The 18157-nt window shown below is 71.9% G+C and carries 7 protein-coding genes; all 7 read right to left on the bottom strand.

Translation table 11 applies throughout. The annotated features are described in order from the left end of the window. Positions 1-20 precede the first annotated feature (20 nt). Positions 21-1349 (bottom strand): formylglycine-generating enzyme family protein, encoded by a 1329-nt coding sequence (locus WME83_RS33360; protein WP_437313751.1) that lies wholly within the window; start codon positions 1347-1349, stop codon positions 21-23. Between the two features lie 222 nt (positions 1350-1571). Next, positions 1572-3470, bottom strand: a complete 1899-nt coding sequence (ilvD, locus tag WME83_RS33355) for a dihydroxy-acid dehydratase (protein WP_437313750.1) — start codon at positions 3468-3470, stop codon at positions 1572-1574. Between the two features lie 55 nt (positions 3471-3525). Further along, on the bottom strand, positions 3526-5214 hold the full coding sequence (locus WME83_RS33350; RefSeq protein WP_437313749.1) for an ABC transporter substrate-binding protein: 1689 nt from the start codon (positions 5212-5214) through the stop codon (positions 3526-3528). 1 nt (position 5215) lies between these two features. Further along, a complete protein-coding gene (locus WME83_RS33345; RefSeq protein ID WP_437313748.1) occupies positions 5216-5827 on the bottom strand; it encodes an SCO family protein in 612 nt (203 codons plus the stop codon). Then, positions 5824-7809, bottom strand: a complete 1986-nt coding sequence (locus WME83_RS33340; RefSeq protein ID WP_437313747.1) for a YncE family protein — start codon at positions 7807-7809, stop codon at positions 5824-5826. Before WME83_RS33340 ends, WME83_RS33345 begins: the two co-directional genes overlap by 4 nt. Beyond that, positions 7806-12584, bottom strand: coding sequence for a multicopper oxidase domain-containing protein (locus WME83_RS33335; RefSeq protein WP_437313746.1), 4779 nt, complete (start codon positions 12582-12584; stop codon positions 7806-7808). Before WME83_RS33335 ends, WME83_RS33340 begins: the two co-directional genes overlap by 4 nt. A 433-nt stretch (positions 12585-13017) precedes the next feature. Continuing rightward, positions 13018-17757 carry a multicopper oxidase domain-containing protein gene (locus WME83_RS33330; protein WP_437313745.1) on the bottom strand — a complete coding sequence of 1580 codons (4740 nt, stop codon included), beginning with the start codon at positions 17755-17757 and terminating at the stop codon, positions 13018-13020. Between the last annotated feature and the right edge of the window lie 400 nt (positions 17758-18157).

The raw sequence follows: 18157 nt of genomic DNA, 5'->3' as shown, positions 1-18157 counted from the left end.
GAGCCGATCGCGGCGCGGGTCTACGGGTCCCGCGCGCAGCGGGCGCCGATGTTGTTGACGCGGTCGAAGGGGTAGCTGAAGTCGCGGTTGCCCGCGCGCAGGTCCGCCGCCGGCGCGCGGTAGCTCCCGCCGCGCGTGACGCGCGTCGCGTCGCGCTCGCCGTCCACGCGATGCACGCAGTCGATGCACGGCGTGGGGAGCGCGTCGCGCCACCAGTCCATCGTCCACTCCCACAGGTTGCCGGCCAGATCCGAGTGCCCCCATCGCCCGTCTCCGCTCGTCTTCGACCCCACCGGCAGGATGTCGCTCAGCGCGCAATCTCCCGCGGCGCTCCCATCGCCGGTGCAGCCATAGGCGGCGCGCTCGCTCTCGAGATCGGCGCCCCACGGGTACGGCCGGTGCTCGTCGCCGCCGGCCGCCGCGTAGTTCCACTCCGCCTCGGTGGGCAGGCGGCCGCCGTCCCACGCGCAGAACGCGAAGGCCTCGAACCACGTGATGCAGTTGATCGGGAGCTCCTCGTTCGGCCCCGGCGCGTCGGTCCATGTCCAGAGCCGATCACCATTGCATTGCAGCGCCGATTTCAGCGCCGCGGTGTTCGGCTCGAGCCGCTGGTTCCACCCCGCGATCCATCCGCTGCCGTCGACGTGAGGGTTCCGGCCAGCCCCGATCGCGGGCGGGTTCTCCTGGACGCCACGCCCGGCCTCCACGAAGGCTCGAAATCGACCCACCGTGATCTCGAACTTGTCCAGCCGGAAATCGCTGACGGCCGCAGGGAACGAGTCGTCCGTGCTCGAACCGCCGTCGTAGCTCCTCAGGTACGTGCCGCAGGGGACCAACCTGTTGCCGCAGCAGCTCGCGTCGCCAGGCCCGCAGCTGTCCCCGGCGCCGGGCGCGCCGCTCGCGCAGCTCGGCGGCGTGGCCATCACGTCCGGCGAGCCGCACGCGTTCGGGCAACCCGGGGCCCCGCACTCGCCGCATCCATCGTCGCCCTCGCACGGCACGCAGGCCCCGGCGGCATCGCACTTCGCGCCGCCGTCCGGCCCGCAGAGCGTCCCCGCCGGCAGCGGCCGCTCCGCGCACGCGCCCTCGCTGCACACCGCTTCCATGCACGCGCTCTGCGCCGGCGGGCAATCCTCCGCCGGATCGACGCAGGCCCCCGGCCCGCCGCCGCCGCCGCCGCCGCCGCCGCTGTTGCCGCTGCTGACGGCGCCGTTGTCGCTGCCGCCGCCACCGCCGTCTCCAGGCTCGTCTCCGGAGCCCCCGCCGCCTTGATCGGCGGGGAAATCGCGGAGCCGCGGGTTGCAACCCGACACGAGAGAGATGGACACGAGGAGCGCCAATTGTCTCATGTACGGCATGATACGCCACGGCGCGCGCCGCGTCGTCGCGTCGAGCGCGGGGAGGATCGACCCGGGCGACGCGGGCCGTCCCTCCGGCGAGCGCGCGCGGGCGCTCTCCGTCGGCCGGGGCGGCGACCGTGATGGCGGCGCCGCCCTCGTCGCTGCGACGTGTGACCTCGGCCGCGCCGTGACCTCGTCGGGCGGGGCGGCGACTCGACGGCTCGGGATTGGCTACTTGCGCTGCGCGGCGCCGCCTTCGCGCCGCCCGGGCTCGATCTGGCCGACGTCGCGGACAGCGCCGTTGGCGGCGCTCGTGGCCATGAGCGCGTAGGCCCGCAGGGCAGGGGAGACCTTGCGATCGCGGTTCGGCTTGAACGCATCGGCGCCACGCGCCTCGGCGTCGCGGCGGCGGCGCTCGAGCTCCGCGTCGCTGACGAGGACGTCGATGGTCCGGGCGGGGATGTCGATCCGGATGCGGTCGCCCTCCTCGATGAGCCCGATGTTCCCGCCCTCGGCCGCCTCGGGCGAGACGTGCCCGATGCTCAGGCCCGACGTGCCGCCGCTGAACCGGCCGTCGGTGATGAGCGCGCACGCCTTGCCGAGGCCCTTACCCTTCAGGAACGACGTCGGATAGAGCATCTCCTGCATGCCCGGGCCGCCCTTCGGGCCCTCGTAGACGATGACGACCACGTCGCCCGAGCGGATCTGGTTGTTCCAGATCGCGTCGCACGCCGCCTCCTGCGAGTGGAACACCCGCGCGGGCCCCTCGAACTTCCAGATCTCGGGATCGACGCCCGCGGTCTTCACGATGCAGCCGTCCGCCGCGATGTTGCCGTAGAGCACGGCGAGGCCGCCCTCGCGGCTGTACGCGTGAGCGACGTCGCGGATGCAGCCCTTCTCGGCGTCGTCGTCGGTGTCCGCGAAGTACTTGTCCTGCGAGAACGCGACCGTGGTCGGGACGCCGCCCGGCGCGGCGAGCGAGCGCTTCTTCGCGGCCGCCGTCGCGGTGGGGCGGCGGATGTCGTTCTCGTCGATCGCGTCGCCCAGCGTGCGCGCGTGGACCGTGCCCACCTGCCGGTGGATGAGCCCCGCGCGATCGAGCTCCCCGACGATCGTCAGCACGCCGCCCGCGCGGTGCACGTCCTCGACGTGGTGGTGCGACGACGGCGCCACCTTGCAGATGTTGGGCACCTTGCGCGACATCCGGTCGATGTCCGACATCTTGAAGTCCACCTGCGCCTCGCGGGCGACCGCCAGGAGGTGGAGCACCGTGTTCGTCGAGCCGCCCATCGCGATGTCGAGCGCCATCGCGTTCTCGAACGCCTCGAACGTCGCGATGCTCCGCGGCAGCACCGAGGCGTCCCCGTCGACGTAATACCGCTTCGCGAGCTCGACGACGCGCTTCGAGGCCGCCTCGAAGAGCTCCCAGCGCGCCGCGTGCGTCGCGAGCAGCGTGCCATTGCCGGGCAGCGCCAGCCCGAGCGCCTCGTTGAGGCAGTTCATGCTGTTCGCCGTGAACATGCCGGAGCACGAGCCGCAGGTCGGGCACGCGGACCGCTCCATCGCGGCGAGATCCGCGTCGCTCACCTTGTCGTCGCTCGCGGCGATCATCGGATCGATGAGGTCGAGCTTGCGGATGAGCGGCTTGCCGTCGCGGTCGTGCGTCCCCACGATCTTGCCCGCCTCCATCGGACCGCCGGAGACGAAGACGGTCGGCACGTTGAGCCGCATCGCCGCGAGCAGCATGCCGGGCGTGATCTTGTCGCAGTTCGAGATGCAGAGCAGCGCGTCGGCGCAGTGCGCGTTGACCATGTACTCGACGCTGTCGGCGATGAGCTCCCGGCTCGGCAGCGAGTACAGCATGCCGGCGTGGCCCATCGCGATGCCGTCGTCGATGGCGATGGTGTTGAACTCGACGCCCCACCCGCCCGCGGCGTCGATGACCTTCTTCGCCCGCTGCCCCACGTCGTGGAGGTGGACGTGCCCCGGGACGAACTGCGTGAAGCTGTTGGCAATGGCGATGATCGGCTTCTCGAAGTCCGCGTCCTTCATGCCGGTGGCGCGCCACAGCGCGCGCGCCCCTGCCATGTTGCGTCCCTGGGTGGATGTACGACTGCGGTATCCGGCCATGCCCGGAACCTACTCCGTTCCAGCCGTGGCGCCTAGCCGACAGGCGGGGCCGGCGTCAGGGTACCACCTCGACCCACGCGGACACCGGCGCGACGTCGCTCGACGCCGGATCGACGGCGGCGAGGCTCGCCCCGTACGCGCCGACGCGCCGGTTTCTGCCGAAGGTGATCGCCGGACCCGGGCCGGGATCGAAGTCCCGGAGCTCCTCGAGCGCCGCGATGAGGGCGGGCCGGGTCACGTGGGCGCCGGCGCGCTTGAGCGCCTCGACGAGGACGCGGGCGGCGGCGTACGCGCTCGCCTGGAAGGCGGTGTGCCGCGGCGGGACGCGGTGGCGATCGAGGAACGACGAGAGCGCGCGCAGGCCGAGCCGCTCGGCGTCGTCGAGGGGGCCCGGGTGGAGGAGCAGGAGCCGCGCGGCGGCGGCGCGCCGGAGCGACGCGGGATCGCGCGGCAAGAGCGACGCGGGCGCGTAGAGGGCGGGAGGCGGGCCCGCCGCGGGCCGCGGCGCCGCGAGCCACCGCGAGAGCTCGTCGCCCTCGCCGGCGAGCAGGACGGCCCGGGGCCGGAGGCGCGCCACGGCGTCCGCCGCGGCGGCGGCGTCGAAGCGGCCGGGCTCGAAGGAGAGCGAGGCCGGGGCCGGCAGGCCGCGCCGCTGCGCCTCGGCGCGCGCCCCGCGGAGGAAGGCGTCGCCGCGCGCGTCCGCCGGGTGGACGACGAGCAGGGCCTCGGCGCCGGGGGGCGCAGGGGCGCCGGCGAGGTGCGCGACCGCGACGCGCGCGAGCGTGTCGAGGCCGGGCCGGAGGTGGAACACGACGCCGTCGCCCGGATCCGAGGCGGGGAGCCCGGACCCGAGCGGGCCCACGAGCGGCACCTCGTCGGCGGAGAGGCGCGCCATCGCGCCGGCGTCGCCGCCCCACACGCTGCCGACCAGCGCGAAGACCCGCTGGTCGAGGAGGCGCGCGGTCGCGGCCGCGCCGTCGAGGGCGTCCCCGCTGTCGGCCACCACGAGCTCGAGCCGCCGCCGGAAGACGCCGCCCTGCGCGTTCACCTCCGCGAACGCCGCGGCGAGCACGTCGCGCGCCGCGGCGCCCGCCGCCGCGAAGCGCCCGGTGAGCGGGAGCGCGGCGCCGAGCCGGAGCGCATCCGGCGAGACGCCGGGATCGGCGTCGCGGCCGACGCAGCGCAGGTACGCGACGAGATCGTCGATGTGCGCGCGGTCGAGCCGGTAGCGCGGCATGACGAGGTGGAGCTCCCGCGAGGCCGGCGTCCTCCCGTCGCGGACGGCGGCCGCGAGCCCCTCGGCGGTGTAGGGGCCCCCCGCGCGATCGGCCGCGAAGAGCCGCTCGGGGGTGAGCGGCGGCGCCGCGACGCCGCCCTCCGACGTGCCGTCGCCGCTCCGGCCGTGGCAGCCGGCGCACGCCGCCGCCTTGCCCTGCAGCGCGGCGCCGCTCGCGCCGAGGCGCCCCTCGACCGGCTCGCCCGAGGCGAGGGTCCCGTGGTGGAAGATGCGCCTGCCGCGGAGCGCCGCCGGGCTGAGCTCGGCGCACGAGGCGTCGGCGGCGAACGCGCGCGCGGCGCCCGCGCGGGGCGCGGCGCCCTCCAGCGCGGCGGAGAGGGCCGCGGCGCCCTCCAGCGCGGCGGGGAGGGCCGCGGCGCCCTTCAGCGCGGCGGCGAGGCCGAGCGCCGAGAGCGCGGCCGCGAGCGCGCGGCGCCGCCGCTTCGTCACGAGATGGCCCACATGCACCTCACGGCTTGTCGTTGATGTGATCCACGAGCTGCACGATCGTCTCGGGGCGCTCGGTGGCGATCGTCTTCACCCACATACCGGTCGTCGTGTCGCCGATGAGCAGCGTCGAGGTGTGCTCCTCCGGCTTCTTCGTGAGCCCGCCGAGGCGCCCGAGGACCTTCTCCACGTTCTCCGGCGTCCCGGTCAGGAAGCGCCAGCCGTCGCCCGCGTTGAACTTGGCGGCGAACTGCTTGAGCACCTTCGGCGTGTCGTTCACGGGATCGACCGTGATCGTGAGGATCGAGACCTCCTTGCCCGCGCGCTTGCCGAGCAGGGCCTGCACGCGCGCGAGGTTCGCCGTCATCGTCGGGCACGCGCCCTTGCACGAGGTGAAGGCGAAGTGGATGAGGACCTTCCGGCCGCGCAGGAGGTCGGTGTAGAAGCGCCGCGCGCGGCCGTCCTGATCGACGAGCTCGGTGTCGGTGAAGTACGCGGCGGCCGCGGCGTCGTCGCCGGCGGGCGAGGCGGCGGCCGGGGCGCGGGGCCGCTCCGGCGCCGGCTCCGCGGCCGGGCTCGCGGGCGCGAGCGCGAGCGCGACCGCCGCCGCGAGCCAAGGCGCGGCGCGCCTCATCGCGCGCCTCCCGCCGCCGGCGCGGCGCCGGACGAGCCGGCGTGGAGATCGACGTACGGCAGCGCGCCGAGCGGAGCGTTGCGCGACTCCGCCTCGAGCATGAAGCGGTACTGGCCGGGCTCGGGGGGCGTGAACGTCACCGAGAAGGCGCCGTCCGGCTCGGCGCGGGGCACCGCGACGTCGCGGAATCCGACCGGGAATCGAAAGATCATGACCTTCATCTCCTTGGCTTCGAGGGGAGGCGCAGGCGCCTTCGGCGTCGCGCGGAAGCGCAGCGTCGCGGGCTTCTCGACCTCGATCGCGACGCTGCCGTCGAAGAGCGGCTCGACGGTGAGCCCGGGCGAGCGGTCCTCGACCGGGACGGCCGACGGCGCGACCGTCGCATCGAGGCACGCGGCGACGCGGCGGCCGCCGAGCAGGAGCTCGACGTCGTACGCGCCCGCCTCGCCGAGCCGGACCGTGGTGGCGTACACGCCGGGCTGCACCTCCTTGAGCGTGCGATCCTCGATGACCGCCGCCCGGGGCTCTCGCCCGTAGTTCGAGAGCGTGCCCATCGGCGCCATCATGCCTTCGACGTAGTAGTAAAGGGCCTTGTCGGCCGGGCTCGCGATGACGGCGCCGTTGCCCTCCGGCAGGAGGGCGAACGGCGCGGCGCTCCTCGCGCTCTTCGACGCGCGCGGCGCCTGCTGGCCGACCTGGACCTCGACGATCGCCAGCTTGCCGGGCCGCTGTAGCGAGGGCAGCTCGATGAGCGAGACCCGGCTCTCGCCGAGGTTCCTCACGTAGGCGTACGTGTTCGTGAAGGCGATCGCGTCGGGGCTCGCGAACCCGGCGAGCGAGTGCGCGAGCGCGCCCGTCGAGGCGTCGAGGATCGACACCTCGCCCTTCGCCGGGTTGAGCGCGAAGGCGAAGCGGCCGCTCGGCTCGAACTGGACCGCGCTGACGCCGGGCTTCACGGCGACGCGGCTGGAGAGGGCGCGGCGCCCGGCGTCGAGGATCGCGATCTCGCCCCGCTGCTCGTTCGCGACGTAGACGGCGCCGGAGGCGTCGCTCGCCGCGACGGCGGCGGCGCCCTCGCCGATCTCGATCTCGGCGACGGGCTCGAGCGCGCCGGTGTCCACGGCCGTGACGGAGCCGGCGTCGCGGCTCGTGATCCAGGCGGTGCGCCCGCCGTCCGAGAAGGCGATCTCGTGGTGCCCGGCGCCGACGTGCAGCGTCTTCAGCACCTCCGCCACGCGCGCGTCGACGACGCTGACCGTCCCGTCGCCGTCGTTGCCGACCCACACGGTGCGCCCGTCCGGGGCCACCGCGACGCGCATCGGGTCCGCGCCGACAGGCACGTTGGCCTCCACCAGGCTCCGCCTCGTGTCGACGACGGCGAGGCCTCGCCCGTTCTGGAGCGTCACGTAGAGGCGGCTCCCGTCCGGGTGGAGCGCGAGCGACGTGGAGCCGGCCGCGAGCGTGACGAGGCTGCGCAGCTTGCTCCGGCTGAACGCGATCTGCGAGTTGATGACCGACAGCGTGTTGTCGTCGTTCTGCGTCCACAGGAGGGAAGCGTTCATGTCGACGTCCGGGCGCACGGAGATGAGGCCGGCCATGAAGCTCTTGATCTTCTCCTGGCACCCGGCGTCATCGGGCGGCGCCCCCGCGCGCCTCGTCATCCACGCGAGCGGCGACAGGTCGCGCGCGGGCGCGCCCGTGGCGGCGTCGGTGATCGTGAAGACGGCGGTCGCGTCGGAGCGCGCCTCGAGGCGCCCTCCGGCGCCGGGGATCGGCCGGAGCTCGAAGGCGATCGACAGCCCATCTCGCTCGACCCGGCTCACGGCCGTGCTGGGCTCACCCCCGATGGCGGCCTCGGCGGGCGCCGGGACCGCCGCGGCGGGCAGGGGAGGCGGCTCCCGCCGGCTGCAGGCCATGGAAGCGGCGGCGCCGAGGAGGCCTGCTGCCAGCGAGAGCCGGCGCGACGCGACGGCGGCCCTCACGGCAGCACCCGGAAGAGGCCCCAGAGCCCGTCCGCGAGCATGGGGAGCGACTGTTCGTTGTACATCCGGTCACCGGGGACGAGGAAATCCCCGCCTGCCGGGGCGAAGGGGACGAGATTGCGGTGTGTCATGGGTCCTATTGGGTTCTCCACGGCGATGCTCAGCACCTCGTGGTTCTCGCCGATGCGGCGGGAGCGCGCTCCCTGGGCAAAGGGGTTGTGCGGCCACGACGTGCTCCAGAAGCTGAAGGCGTGCTGGCGATGGTGGCCGGACGGCTGGACGATGCGCACGCGCACCGGCTGGGCGGCGTTGGCCAGGAAGATCGGCGTCGCCGGGTCGCCGTGGACCTTGGAGCTGAAGATATCGCGCAGGTCCCGATCATTGAGCTCGTCGCTCGCGATCTCGGGAGGCACGCCGATCCGCGCCCAGAGCGGCTCGGTGCGGTAGTTGAAGGCGTCGTGGCCGGTGTCCTCGGCGTCGTCCTCGCCGTCCATGTTCCGCAGGGCCGTGCCGCAGTTGAGCCCCCGATCGAGGCACTGGAACCTCGGTAGGCTCGAGTGCAGGCCGATCTCGTCCTGGTAGACGAGCACGATCTCCCGGAACGAGCGCGCGGCGCCGTGCTCGTCGGTGAAGACGACGTCCGCCTGGGCGTGGGTGCCCGGATCGCTGCGCCAGACCGCGCCCTCGGGCTCGATGATGAGGGCGCCGACGGCGCCGTGCATGCCGTGGTTCACGACGTCGGCCATGTCCCTCAGGTTGATGGCGCCGTACTCGACGGCGCGCGGCTCGATGGGGCCCGACATGCCGTCCAGCTGGGAGAGCTCGCCGGCATACCAGGTGTACTCGCGGAGCTCGCCGGGCGCGATCGTCTGCGGCTCGTTGAACCCGACGTTGGCGCCGTCGTCGGTCTTGACGTCGTAGGTGACGAGCTGCGGGTGGAGCGAGACGTGGTTCGAGGGCCGCACCTGGTTGGTGTTGAAGCCGTCGATGATCGGGGGGCTATAGTTGAAGTGTGGCGTCTTGGGCAGCACGAAGGGCAGCTCGTTGACGAGCGTGACCTGGATGCAGTCGCCCGCGGCGGCGCGCAGGATGAGCGGCTCCGGGGCGCGGAGCCCGGCGCGGAGATCGGGCAGATCCTCGGCGCGGACGAACAGGATGGCGTCGGGATCGAAGAGCTCGAACTTCTCGTTGTAGATGAGGCGGTGACCCGGCAGGTTGCCCTTCGCGGTGATCGCGTGGACGACATACCTCGTGACGGGCGCGCTCGCCGGGCAGGTCTCGAAGCCTCGCTGCGTGGGCGCTGGCGGGCCTGGGGGCGGGGGCAGCGGCACGAGGCCCGGACCGCCCGGAGCGCCCGGAGCGCCCGGAGCGCCCGGACCGCACGGAACGCCCGGATCGCACGGCGGCATGATCCTGAGGATGCCCCAGACGCCGTCCCAGAGATCGTCGGTGGGCGCGCCCTGGTAGAGGTAGTCGCCGCTCGGCGTGCCGCCCGACGGCGTGAGCGCAAAATCGAAGTGCTCGGAGAGCCCGATGGGCTGAGCGTTCGAGTAGCCGCTGTCCGGATCCTCGTCCGAGTTGTGCCATTTCTGGCCGTGGACCGAGAAGACGTGCTGCTCCTCCTGCGCGCCCTGGATGAGGCGCAACCGGACGGCGTCTCCCTCCTGGGCGAGGAGCACGGGCGTGACGGGATCGCCGTGGACTCGCGAGCTGAACACGTTGTGCATCTCGCCCTCCTCCCCGGGCTTCTGCTTCACCCGTCCTGTCCTGCAGTCGCGCTCGGCGATGCGGAGCGGGATGGGCTCGTTGCGATAGTTCATGAGCTGGCCGCCGGGGTCGCGCGCCGAGATCACCTCCGGGGCGAAGACGTCGCGGTGATCGACCGCGAGCGGGAGCGGGGCCTCCTGCGCCGTCGGCGGGTTCACCGGCTCGCCGCACTCGTCGAAGAGGAGGGCGAAGTCGGCGATCGCGAGGTTGAACTCGCGGAACGGCGGGTGGTCGGAGCCGCTCGGAGGGAGGATGTCGGCGCGGAAGCTCGTGGGCCCGCCGTCGGTGCGCGTGCCGAAGACAGCCCCGGTCTCGGGGTCGCGCCAGACCGAGCCGCTCGGCTCGATGACCAGGCCCATGTAGAGGCCGTGGTGCTGGTGCGACGAGGGGCCGAAATGGTCGTGGGAGAAGGCGGTCTCCAGGGTGCGGTCCTGGTTCTGCTGGGTCACGACCGGGTCGGCCCACCAGCGCTGCACCGTGGTCTGCAGGCCGACCCGGCCGTTGTGGATGCGCGGGTGCGGCTGCGCGATCAGCGGGACGCGGACGCCGCCCTCGTTGACGGTGCCGTCCGGCAAAAAAGCGCCGCCGAGGTTGTTGGCCGCGTCGATGCGCTGGACGACCTCCTCTGACGAGAACGTCCCGTCCTCGTAGTTGAAGCCGTTGGCGGCGCCGTCGGAGGAGGTGACGTCGAACTTCACGAGGTGGATGTGCTGGCCGACGATGTCGGTGGGCGTGAAGATCTGGAACGGGTCCTCTTCCAGGGCGTCGGGGAGCAGGTTCGTGGCCTCGGAGACGACGCACTCGCCCGAGTTGGCGCGGATGAACAGCGGCTCCGGCGGTCGGGCGCCCGACAGGGTCGCCTCGACGTCGTCCTCGAGGACGAGGATGCGCATCTGCGGGTCGTGCCAGCCGCGCCGGTTGACCACGCCGTCGACCTGGAGGAACGCGCTGCGGTACCTGCGCTCCGGTGTCCCCACGGGGCACGGGTTCGTGTACGGCGCGCCCGGGGCCGCCGGCTGGCCGTTGACGGCGAACACCGACAGAGCGCCCTCCGGCGTGAACGCCGGATAGACGCTCGAGGGGAATCCATCGGTCGCGAAGGGGCGCGCGCCCGGGAACTGGCCGGAGTGGAAGGCCCGGGCCGCAAGCTCCGGGGGCGTCCCTTCCGGGGGGAGCAGCTTGAGGTTGGCCGCCAGGAGGTCCACGTCGAACCTGCCTTCCACGCCGAGCACCGCGCCGTCCGGGGGCACGCTGGTGACGAGGTGGCGCTGCAGCCCGCCGTCGACGACGAGGTCGAGCGGCGGCTGAGGCGGCCTGCGGCCCGCCAGGGCGGCGATGTAGAACGGATACCCCGGCATGGGCGGCCGCGTCGCGACGGTGCCGTCGGGGAGCGCTACGACGGTGGGCTCGTAGGTCGGTAGGGGCGGCATCCCGAGCTCCGGGATCGGCACGACGGCGGGCGTGGGCGTCCCCTCCTTGATCTCGCCGTCGGGCAGGAAGCGATCGCGCGTGCCGGCCTCGAAGACGTCGTGGGTGCGGAAGAGCTCCCACATGCCCTGCGCGAAGTGGGGATACAGGTGGCAGTGAAAGATCGAATCGCCCGGGGTCAGGGCCCGGCTGCCCGCTCTGGTGACGTTGTAGGTGTAGGCTCCGCCCGGGCCGATGCTCTGCGCGTCCACGGTCGTGCCGGTGTCGTTGTTCGGCGCCCGCTGCCACTGGTGCGCGTGGAGGTGGAAGACGTGCGTCTCCTTCGGCCCGGCGTGGAGGTTCCTGATCCAGACGGGATCGCCGAGGTACGCGTGATGGACGTTCGACGGGTCATCAGGGAATAGCGCCTTGATCGCGTCGCCGTTCCTGTCCCGCTCGACGTTCATCGCCGGGTCGCCGTTGGGCCATGAGGTCAGGAAGAACTCCTCGAATTTGCACTCGATACATTCCTTGCTCGGGCCGATCCTCTGCCGGTTGGCGAGGAGGATGGCGCCCATCCCGGAGGCGCCGTAGTTGATGCCGAATCCGTCGCGCACGCCCTGGAACGCCTCGTTCACCTCGAGCTCCCGGAACGCCTGGACGACCTTGAGCTCGTCGTGGAACACCGCCGTGAACTCGCGGAAGCGGCCCCGGATCGGCGGGTCCGGCGGATCGAGCTGGCTCTCGTCGTAGCCGGTGATGACCGCGTTGAGGTCGCCGTGCACGATCTCGTCGCGATCGTTGAGCATCCTGAGGATCGGCTCGCCCCACGCGTCGAGGGCGTCGTAGTCGATCCTGGGTGTCCCGTCGGGGTTCGGCGTGGGCAGCGAGGCGGCCGCGAGCTCCTCGGCGGTGACCTGCGACCGGTACGCGACCGCCCCCGCGGGCTCGACGTTGACCGAGCCGAACAGCCCCTGGACGATCTGCCCGCCGCTCCCTTCGCCGCCGACCATGGCGCCGGCGCTGTGCATCAGGAACGGCCCCTCCCGGTCGGCGAACAGCTCGTAGAAGCGCGTCTCGCCGGGCTCGGCGAGGGAGTCGGGGCTCAACCCGACGTTGCCGCCGAGCGACTCGATGTTCTTGATCTGCAGCCCCGTGACGTGGATGCCCGCGCTCCGTGTCTTCGGGGAGTCGTCCGGGCGCTGGCCGGGCGGCGTGAGCAGGTTGGTGAACCTGATCTGCAGGGTGTCGCCGACATTCACGCGCAGCACGAGCGGCCTCGGCCGCTTGCCTGGCCGCAGCATGGCGTTGCCCGGGCCGAGCGGCTCGTCCTGCCGGATGGGCACGACGTCCCGCGCGAGCGCGTAGATCATGCCGGCCGGGTTGAAGGACCCGAATCGGTTGTATACGTAGACCTGATCGAGCGCGACGACATCCGCGAACACGACTCTGGAGTTTGCCCGCGCGCCGTTATCTCCGGATTTGCCGGACAGATCCTCGGTCCCATCGTCGTCCTGCGCAGCGTTCTCATCGGCGCAGCCTGCGAGCGCTAGCGCTACGGAAGCCCAGACGAGAGCTCCAAGCGGCCTGTTGTTGATCAAGGTGTCCTCTCCTCCGAATGCCACACCTGCACGTCCATCCCTGGATGTCGGGCGCGCCCACGCGCCCACAGGAGATCGGAGCGTGGCAGTCCGCCAAGCATCGGCCGAATTTAATTGGCCGTGATCCGGATCACAAATCTGTCTGGATGCCTCATCTAGGTCAAACGGTTTTTGCAGCGCTCTTGGGCTGGTCTCTTCCGTGGACAGAGTGATATCGATTCGATCGCGGGCGGAGACGGGAGGTCCGGCGCGTACGAAGGCATGTGTCGTGGCGAGAGCTCGCTTGAGCCCGAGCGCGGGCTCCCCTCGTCCGCGCCTCGGATGCGCCGGCCGTGTGCCGGGGTGCAGGACGCCACCCCCGCCGCTCGCCGACCGGCGCCATGGCGGCGCCGAGCGGGTCTGCGAGCGGCGGGAGCCGGCGTGAGGACGGCGGTTACCGCGTCACCCGGAAGATGCCCCAGAGGCCGTCCGAGACCTTGAAGCTCGGCTGATCGAGGTAGAGCCGGTCGCCGGGGACGAAGAACCTCCCGCCGGCCGCGGAGAACGGGACCACGTTGTGGTGAGTCATCGGTCCGATGGCGTTCTCGATGCCGATGTTCAGCACGTCCCTGTTCTCGCCGATGCGGCGGGAGCGCTCCCCCTCGGCGAACGGGTTGTTCGGCCACGCCGCGCCCCAGAGCCCGAAGGCGTGCATGCGCCGGTGGCCGGACGGCTGCACGAGGCGCACGCGGACCTTCTGCGCCGCGCCGGCCGTGAAGATCGGCGTCGCCGGGTCGCCGTGGACGCGGGAGCTGAAGATGTCGCTCAGGTCCTTCTCGTTGAGCAGCTCCCTCGCGAGCTCGGGCGGGATCCCGAGCCGCGCCCAGAACGGCTCGGTGCGGTAGTTGAAGGCCTCGTGGCCCGTGTCCTCCGCGTCGTCCTCGCCGTCATAGTTCCGGATGGCGGTGCCGCAGTTGAGACCCTGATCGACGCACTGGAACCTCGGATCGCCCGAGTGCAAGCCGACCTCGTCCTGATAGACGACCACGAACTCCCGGAACGAGCGCGTGTACCCGTAGTAATCCTGATAGGTGACCTCCGCCTGCGCGTGCGTGCCCCGATCGGCGCGCCAGGTGGCGCCCTTGGGCTCGATGACGAGGGCGCCGACGGCGCCGTGCATGCCGTGGTTCACGACGTCGGCCATGTCCCTCAGGTTGATGGCGCCGTACTCGACGGCCCTCGGCTCGACCGGGCCCCACCTGCCGTCCTTCTGGGCGAACTCGCCGGCGTACCACGTGTACTCGCGGGACTCGCCGGGCGCGACGGTCTGCTCCTCGTTGAGCCCGACGTTGGCCCCGTCGTCGGTCCTGACGTCGTAGGCGACGAGCTGCGGGTGCAGCGAGACGTGGTTGGACGGCCTGACCTGGTTCGTGTTGAACCCGTCGACGATGGGCGGGCTATAGTTCCAGTGCGGCGTCTTGGGCAGCTCGAAGGGCAGGTCGTTGACGAGGGTGACCTGGATGCAGTCGCCGGCGGCGGCGCGCAGGACGAGCGGCTCCGGGGCGCGGCGCCCGGCGCGGAGGTCGGGCAGATCCTCGGCGCGGACGAACAGGATGGCGTCGGGATCGTAGAGGTCGAACTCCTCGTTGTAGACGAGCCGATCGCCCGGCAGATTGCCCTTCGCGGTGATCGCGTGGACGACATACTCCGTCACCGGCGCGCCCGCCGGGCAGGTCGGGAAGCGGCGCACCCCGCGGGGCTCGCCGTCCGGCGACCCGGTCAGCGGCAGCAAGGCCGTATCGGTCCGCGGCCGCACCCTCATGATCCCCCACATGCCGTCCCAGAGGTCGTCGGTGGGCGCGCTCTGGTAGAGGTAGTCGCCGGGCTCGCGATCGCCCCGCGCAGAGGCCGAGGGCGTCAGCCCGAACTCGAAGTGCTCGGAGATGCCGATGGGCTGGCCGTTCGAGTAGCCGCTGTCCGGGTCGTTGATCTCGTTGAACCACCGCTGCCCGTGCATCGTGAAGACGTGCTGTTCCTCCTGCGCGCCCTGGAGGAGGCGCACCACGACGTTGTCGCCCTCGTGGGCCGAGAGCAGCGGCGTGAACGGATCGGGGTGGACCCGGGAGCTGAACACGTTGTGCATCTCCCCCTCCTCGCCCGGCTTCTGCTCGACGCGGCCGGTTCTACAGTCGCGCCGGGCGATGCGCAGCGGGATCGGCTCGTTGCGGTAGTTGATGAGCCCACCGCCCGGATCGGCGGCCGCGATCGCCTCCGGCGCGCGCACGTCGCGGTGGTCGACCGCGAGCGGGAGCGGGGCCTCTTGCGCGGTCGGCGGGTTCACCGGCTCGCCGCACTCGTCGAAGAGGAGGGCGAAGTCGGCGAAGGCGAGGCCGAACTCGCGGAAGGGCGGCTGCGCGGAGCCGCGCGGCGGGATGATGTCGGCGCGGAAGCTCGTGGGCCCGCCGTCGGGGCGGTCGCCGAACACGACCCCGGTCACCGGGTCGCGCCAGACCGAGCCGCTCGGCTCGATGATCAGGCCCATGTAGAGGCCGTGCTCCTGGTGGGAGGAGGGGCTGAAATGGTCGTGCGAGAACGAGGTGTTGAGGGTGATGTCATCGCCGCGCCGGTTCTGGACGGGGTTGGCCCACCAGCGCTGCACCGTGGTCTGCAGGCCCTTCCGGTCGTCGTGGATGCGCGGGTGTCGCTGCGCCTTCAGCATGACGCGACGGCCGCGCTCTTCGACCGTGCCGTCCGCCTTCAGGGCGCCGCCGAGGTTGTTGGCCGCGTCGATGAGCTGGACGACCTCCTGTGGGGCGAACGTCCCGTCCTCGTAGTTGAATCCGTTCGTCGATCCATCCGAGGCGGTGACGTCGAACTTCACGAGGTGGATGTGCTGGCCGACGGTGTCGGTGGGCGTGAAGATCTGGAACGGGTCCTCTTTCAGGGAGTCGGGGAGCAGGTTCGTCGCCTCCGAGACGACGCACTCGTTCGAGTTGGCGCGGATGAACAGCGGCTCCGGCGGCCGGGCGCCCGACAGGGTCGCGTCGATGTCGTCCTCGAGGACGAGGATGCGCATCTGCGGGTCGTGCCAGCCGCGCCGGTTGACCACGCCGTCGATCTGGACGAACGCGCTGCGGTACCTGCGCTCCGTCGTCCCTTGCGGGCAGGGGTTCGCGTAGGGCGCGCCGGGGGCAGGCGGCTGGCCGTTGACGGCGAACAGCGCGGGCTCCCCCTCGGGCGTGAACGCCGGATACGCCTGCGCGGGGAAGCCGTCCGTCGTCGTGACGGGCGTCGCTCCCGGGAACTGGCCGGCATGGAACGCCTGCGCCGCCAGCTCCGCGGGTGTCCCCTCGTTCGGCAGCAGCTTGATGTTCGCTTCCTCGATGTCCACGTCGAACGTGCCGCGCCTACCGAACTCGGCGCCGCCCGGCGGGACGCTGGTGATGACGTGGCGCGGGAGCCCGCCGTCGACGAGCAGATCGAGCGGCGGCTGAGGAGCCCTGTGGCCTTCCAGGGCAGCGATGTAGAACGGATATCCCGGCATCGGCGGCCGCACCTTCCTGCCGCCGCCGGGCAGCTCCACGACGGTGGGCTTGTAGGTCGGCATGGGCGGCATCGCGATCTCGGGGACGGGCACGAGGGCGGGCGTGGGCGTCCCTTTCTTGATCTCGCCGTCGGGCAGGAAGCGATCGCGCGTGCCAGCTTCGAAGACGTCGTGGTTGCGGAAGAGCTCCCACATGCCCTGCGCGAAGTGGGGATACAGGTGGCAGTGGAAGATCGCGTCTCCGGGCGTCAGGACGCGGTTGCCGCCCCTGCCGACGTTGTAGGTGAAGGCCGCGCCCGGGCCGATGGATTGCGCGTCCAGGGTGTTCCCGTTCGCGTCGTTCGGCGTCTTCAGCCACTGGTGCGCGTGGAGGTGGAAGACGTGCGTCTCCTTCGGCCCGGCGTGCAGGTTCCTGAACCAGACGGGGTCGCCGAGGTACGCGTGATGGACGTTCGAGGGGTCGTCGGGGAACAGCGCCTCCGTCGCGTTGCCGCGCCGGTCCCGCTCGACGATCATCGCCGGATCGCCGTTGGGCCAGGAGCTCAGGAAGAACTCCTCGTACTTGCACTCGACGCATCTCTTGCTCGGGCCGAGCCTCGCCCGGTTGGCGAGGAGGATGGAGCCGAACCCGGAGGCGCCGTAGTTGACCCCGAACCCGTCGCGCACGCCGTGGAAGGTCTCGTCGTTCTCGAGCTTCTCGAACGCCTGGACGGCCTTGAGCTCGTCGTGGAACAGCACCGTGAACTCGCGGAACCGCCCAGGGGCCACGGGGGTTGGGCTGTCGAGCTGGCTTTGCTCGTAGCCGGCGATGATCGCGTTGAGATCGCCGTGCACGATCTCGTCGCGATCGTTGATCATCCTGAGGATCGGCTCGCCGTGCTCGTCCAGCGCGTCGTAGTCGATCCTGGGCGTACCGTCGGGGTTCGGCGTGGGCAGCGAGGCGGCGGCGAGCTCCTCGGCCGTGACCTGCGACCGGTACGCGACCGCCCCCGCGGGCTCGACGGTGACCGCGCCGAACAGCCCCAGCACCGTCTGTCCGCCGTCCCCCTCGCCGCCGCCGGCCAGGGCGCCGCCGCTGTGGAACAGGAACGTCCCCTCCTTGTCGGCGAAGAGCTCGTAGACGCGCGTCTCGCCGGGCTCTGCGAGCGAGTCGGGCCCCCGGCCGACGTTGCCGCCGAGCGCCTCGATGTTCCTGATCTCGAGCCCGGTGACGTGCACCGAGGCGCTCCTCGTCGCGGTCGAGTCGTCAGGGCGTTCGTCCGCGGGCCGGAGGAGGTTCGTGAACCGGACGCGGAGCGCGTCCCCGACGTTCACGCGCAGCACGAGCGGCCTCGGGCGCTTGCCCGGTCGCAGCATGGCGTTGCCCGGGCCGAGCGGCTTGCGCCGATCGATCGGCACGACGTCCCGCTTGAGCGCGTAGATCATGCCGGCCGGGTTGAACGACCCGAACCGGTTGTACACGTAGACCTGATCGAGCGCGACGACATCGGCGACTACGGTCCTGCCGCTCGTCGGATGCTCGTTCAGCTCCGATGCTGCAATTTCATGACTTTCTTCCTCGAGCGCATCGACGTCCGAGGCTCCACAGCCCGCGACGCCGAGCGCCACCGCGGCCCAGCCGACAGCTTCGAGCAGCCTACTTCTGATCAAGGTTGTCCTCTCCTCGGTACGCGCGCAGGCGCGCGCCTCGCACGGCGCGCCGACCGCGCCCCGTGCGTCTCCACTGCGCCGGATCGCGGCCGTCCGCCGTGGACTGGCCGCGATCCGGAGAGCAATCCGGGTGAGCGACTTTGTGACTTTGTGAGATCGCCGTCAATTAGAATTGCTCGCGTCCGGCCGGCGCAGTCGACCCGCGTGGATTGCGAGCTATCCAGGGATCGTGTCGTCGGCGCGGCCCGGGGAGAACCGACAGCGCTGGAGGACCCGAGTGCGCGATGCGCGGTGGAACGGCGTCGCGCCCTCTCGGTGCCTCGGTCGAGGCGCCCGCGTCGGGGCTGGAGGAAGGGGGTGTCAGGGACGTCGAGCCGCGTGGACGCGCCCGTCGGTAACG

Origin of the sequence: Sorangium sp. So ce385, from assembly GCF_051474135.1 — a bacterium.
GTDB lineage: Bacteria > Myxococcota_A > Polyangia > Polyangiales > Polyangiaceae > Sorangium > Sorangium cellulosum_D.
Note: the sequence above shows the minus strand (reverse complement) of the source record. Positions and strands in the feature narration are given on the sequence as shown.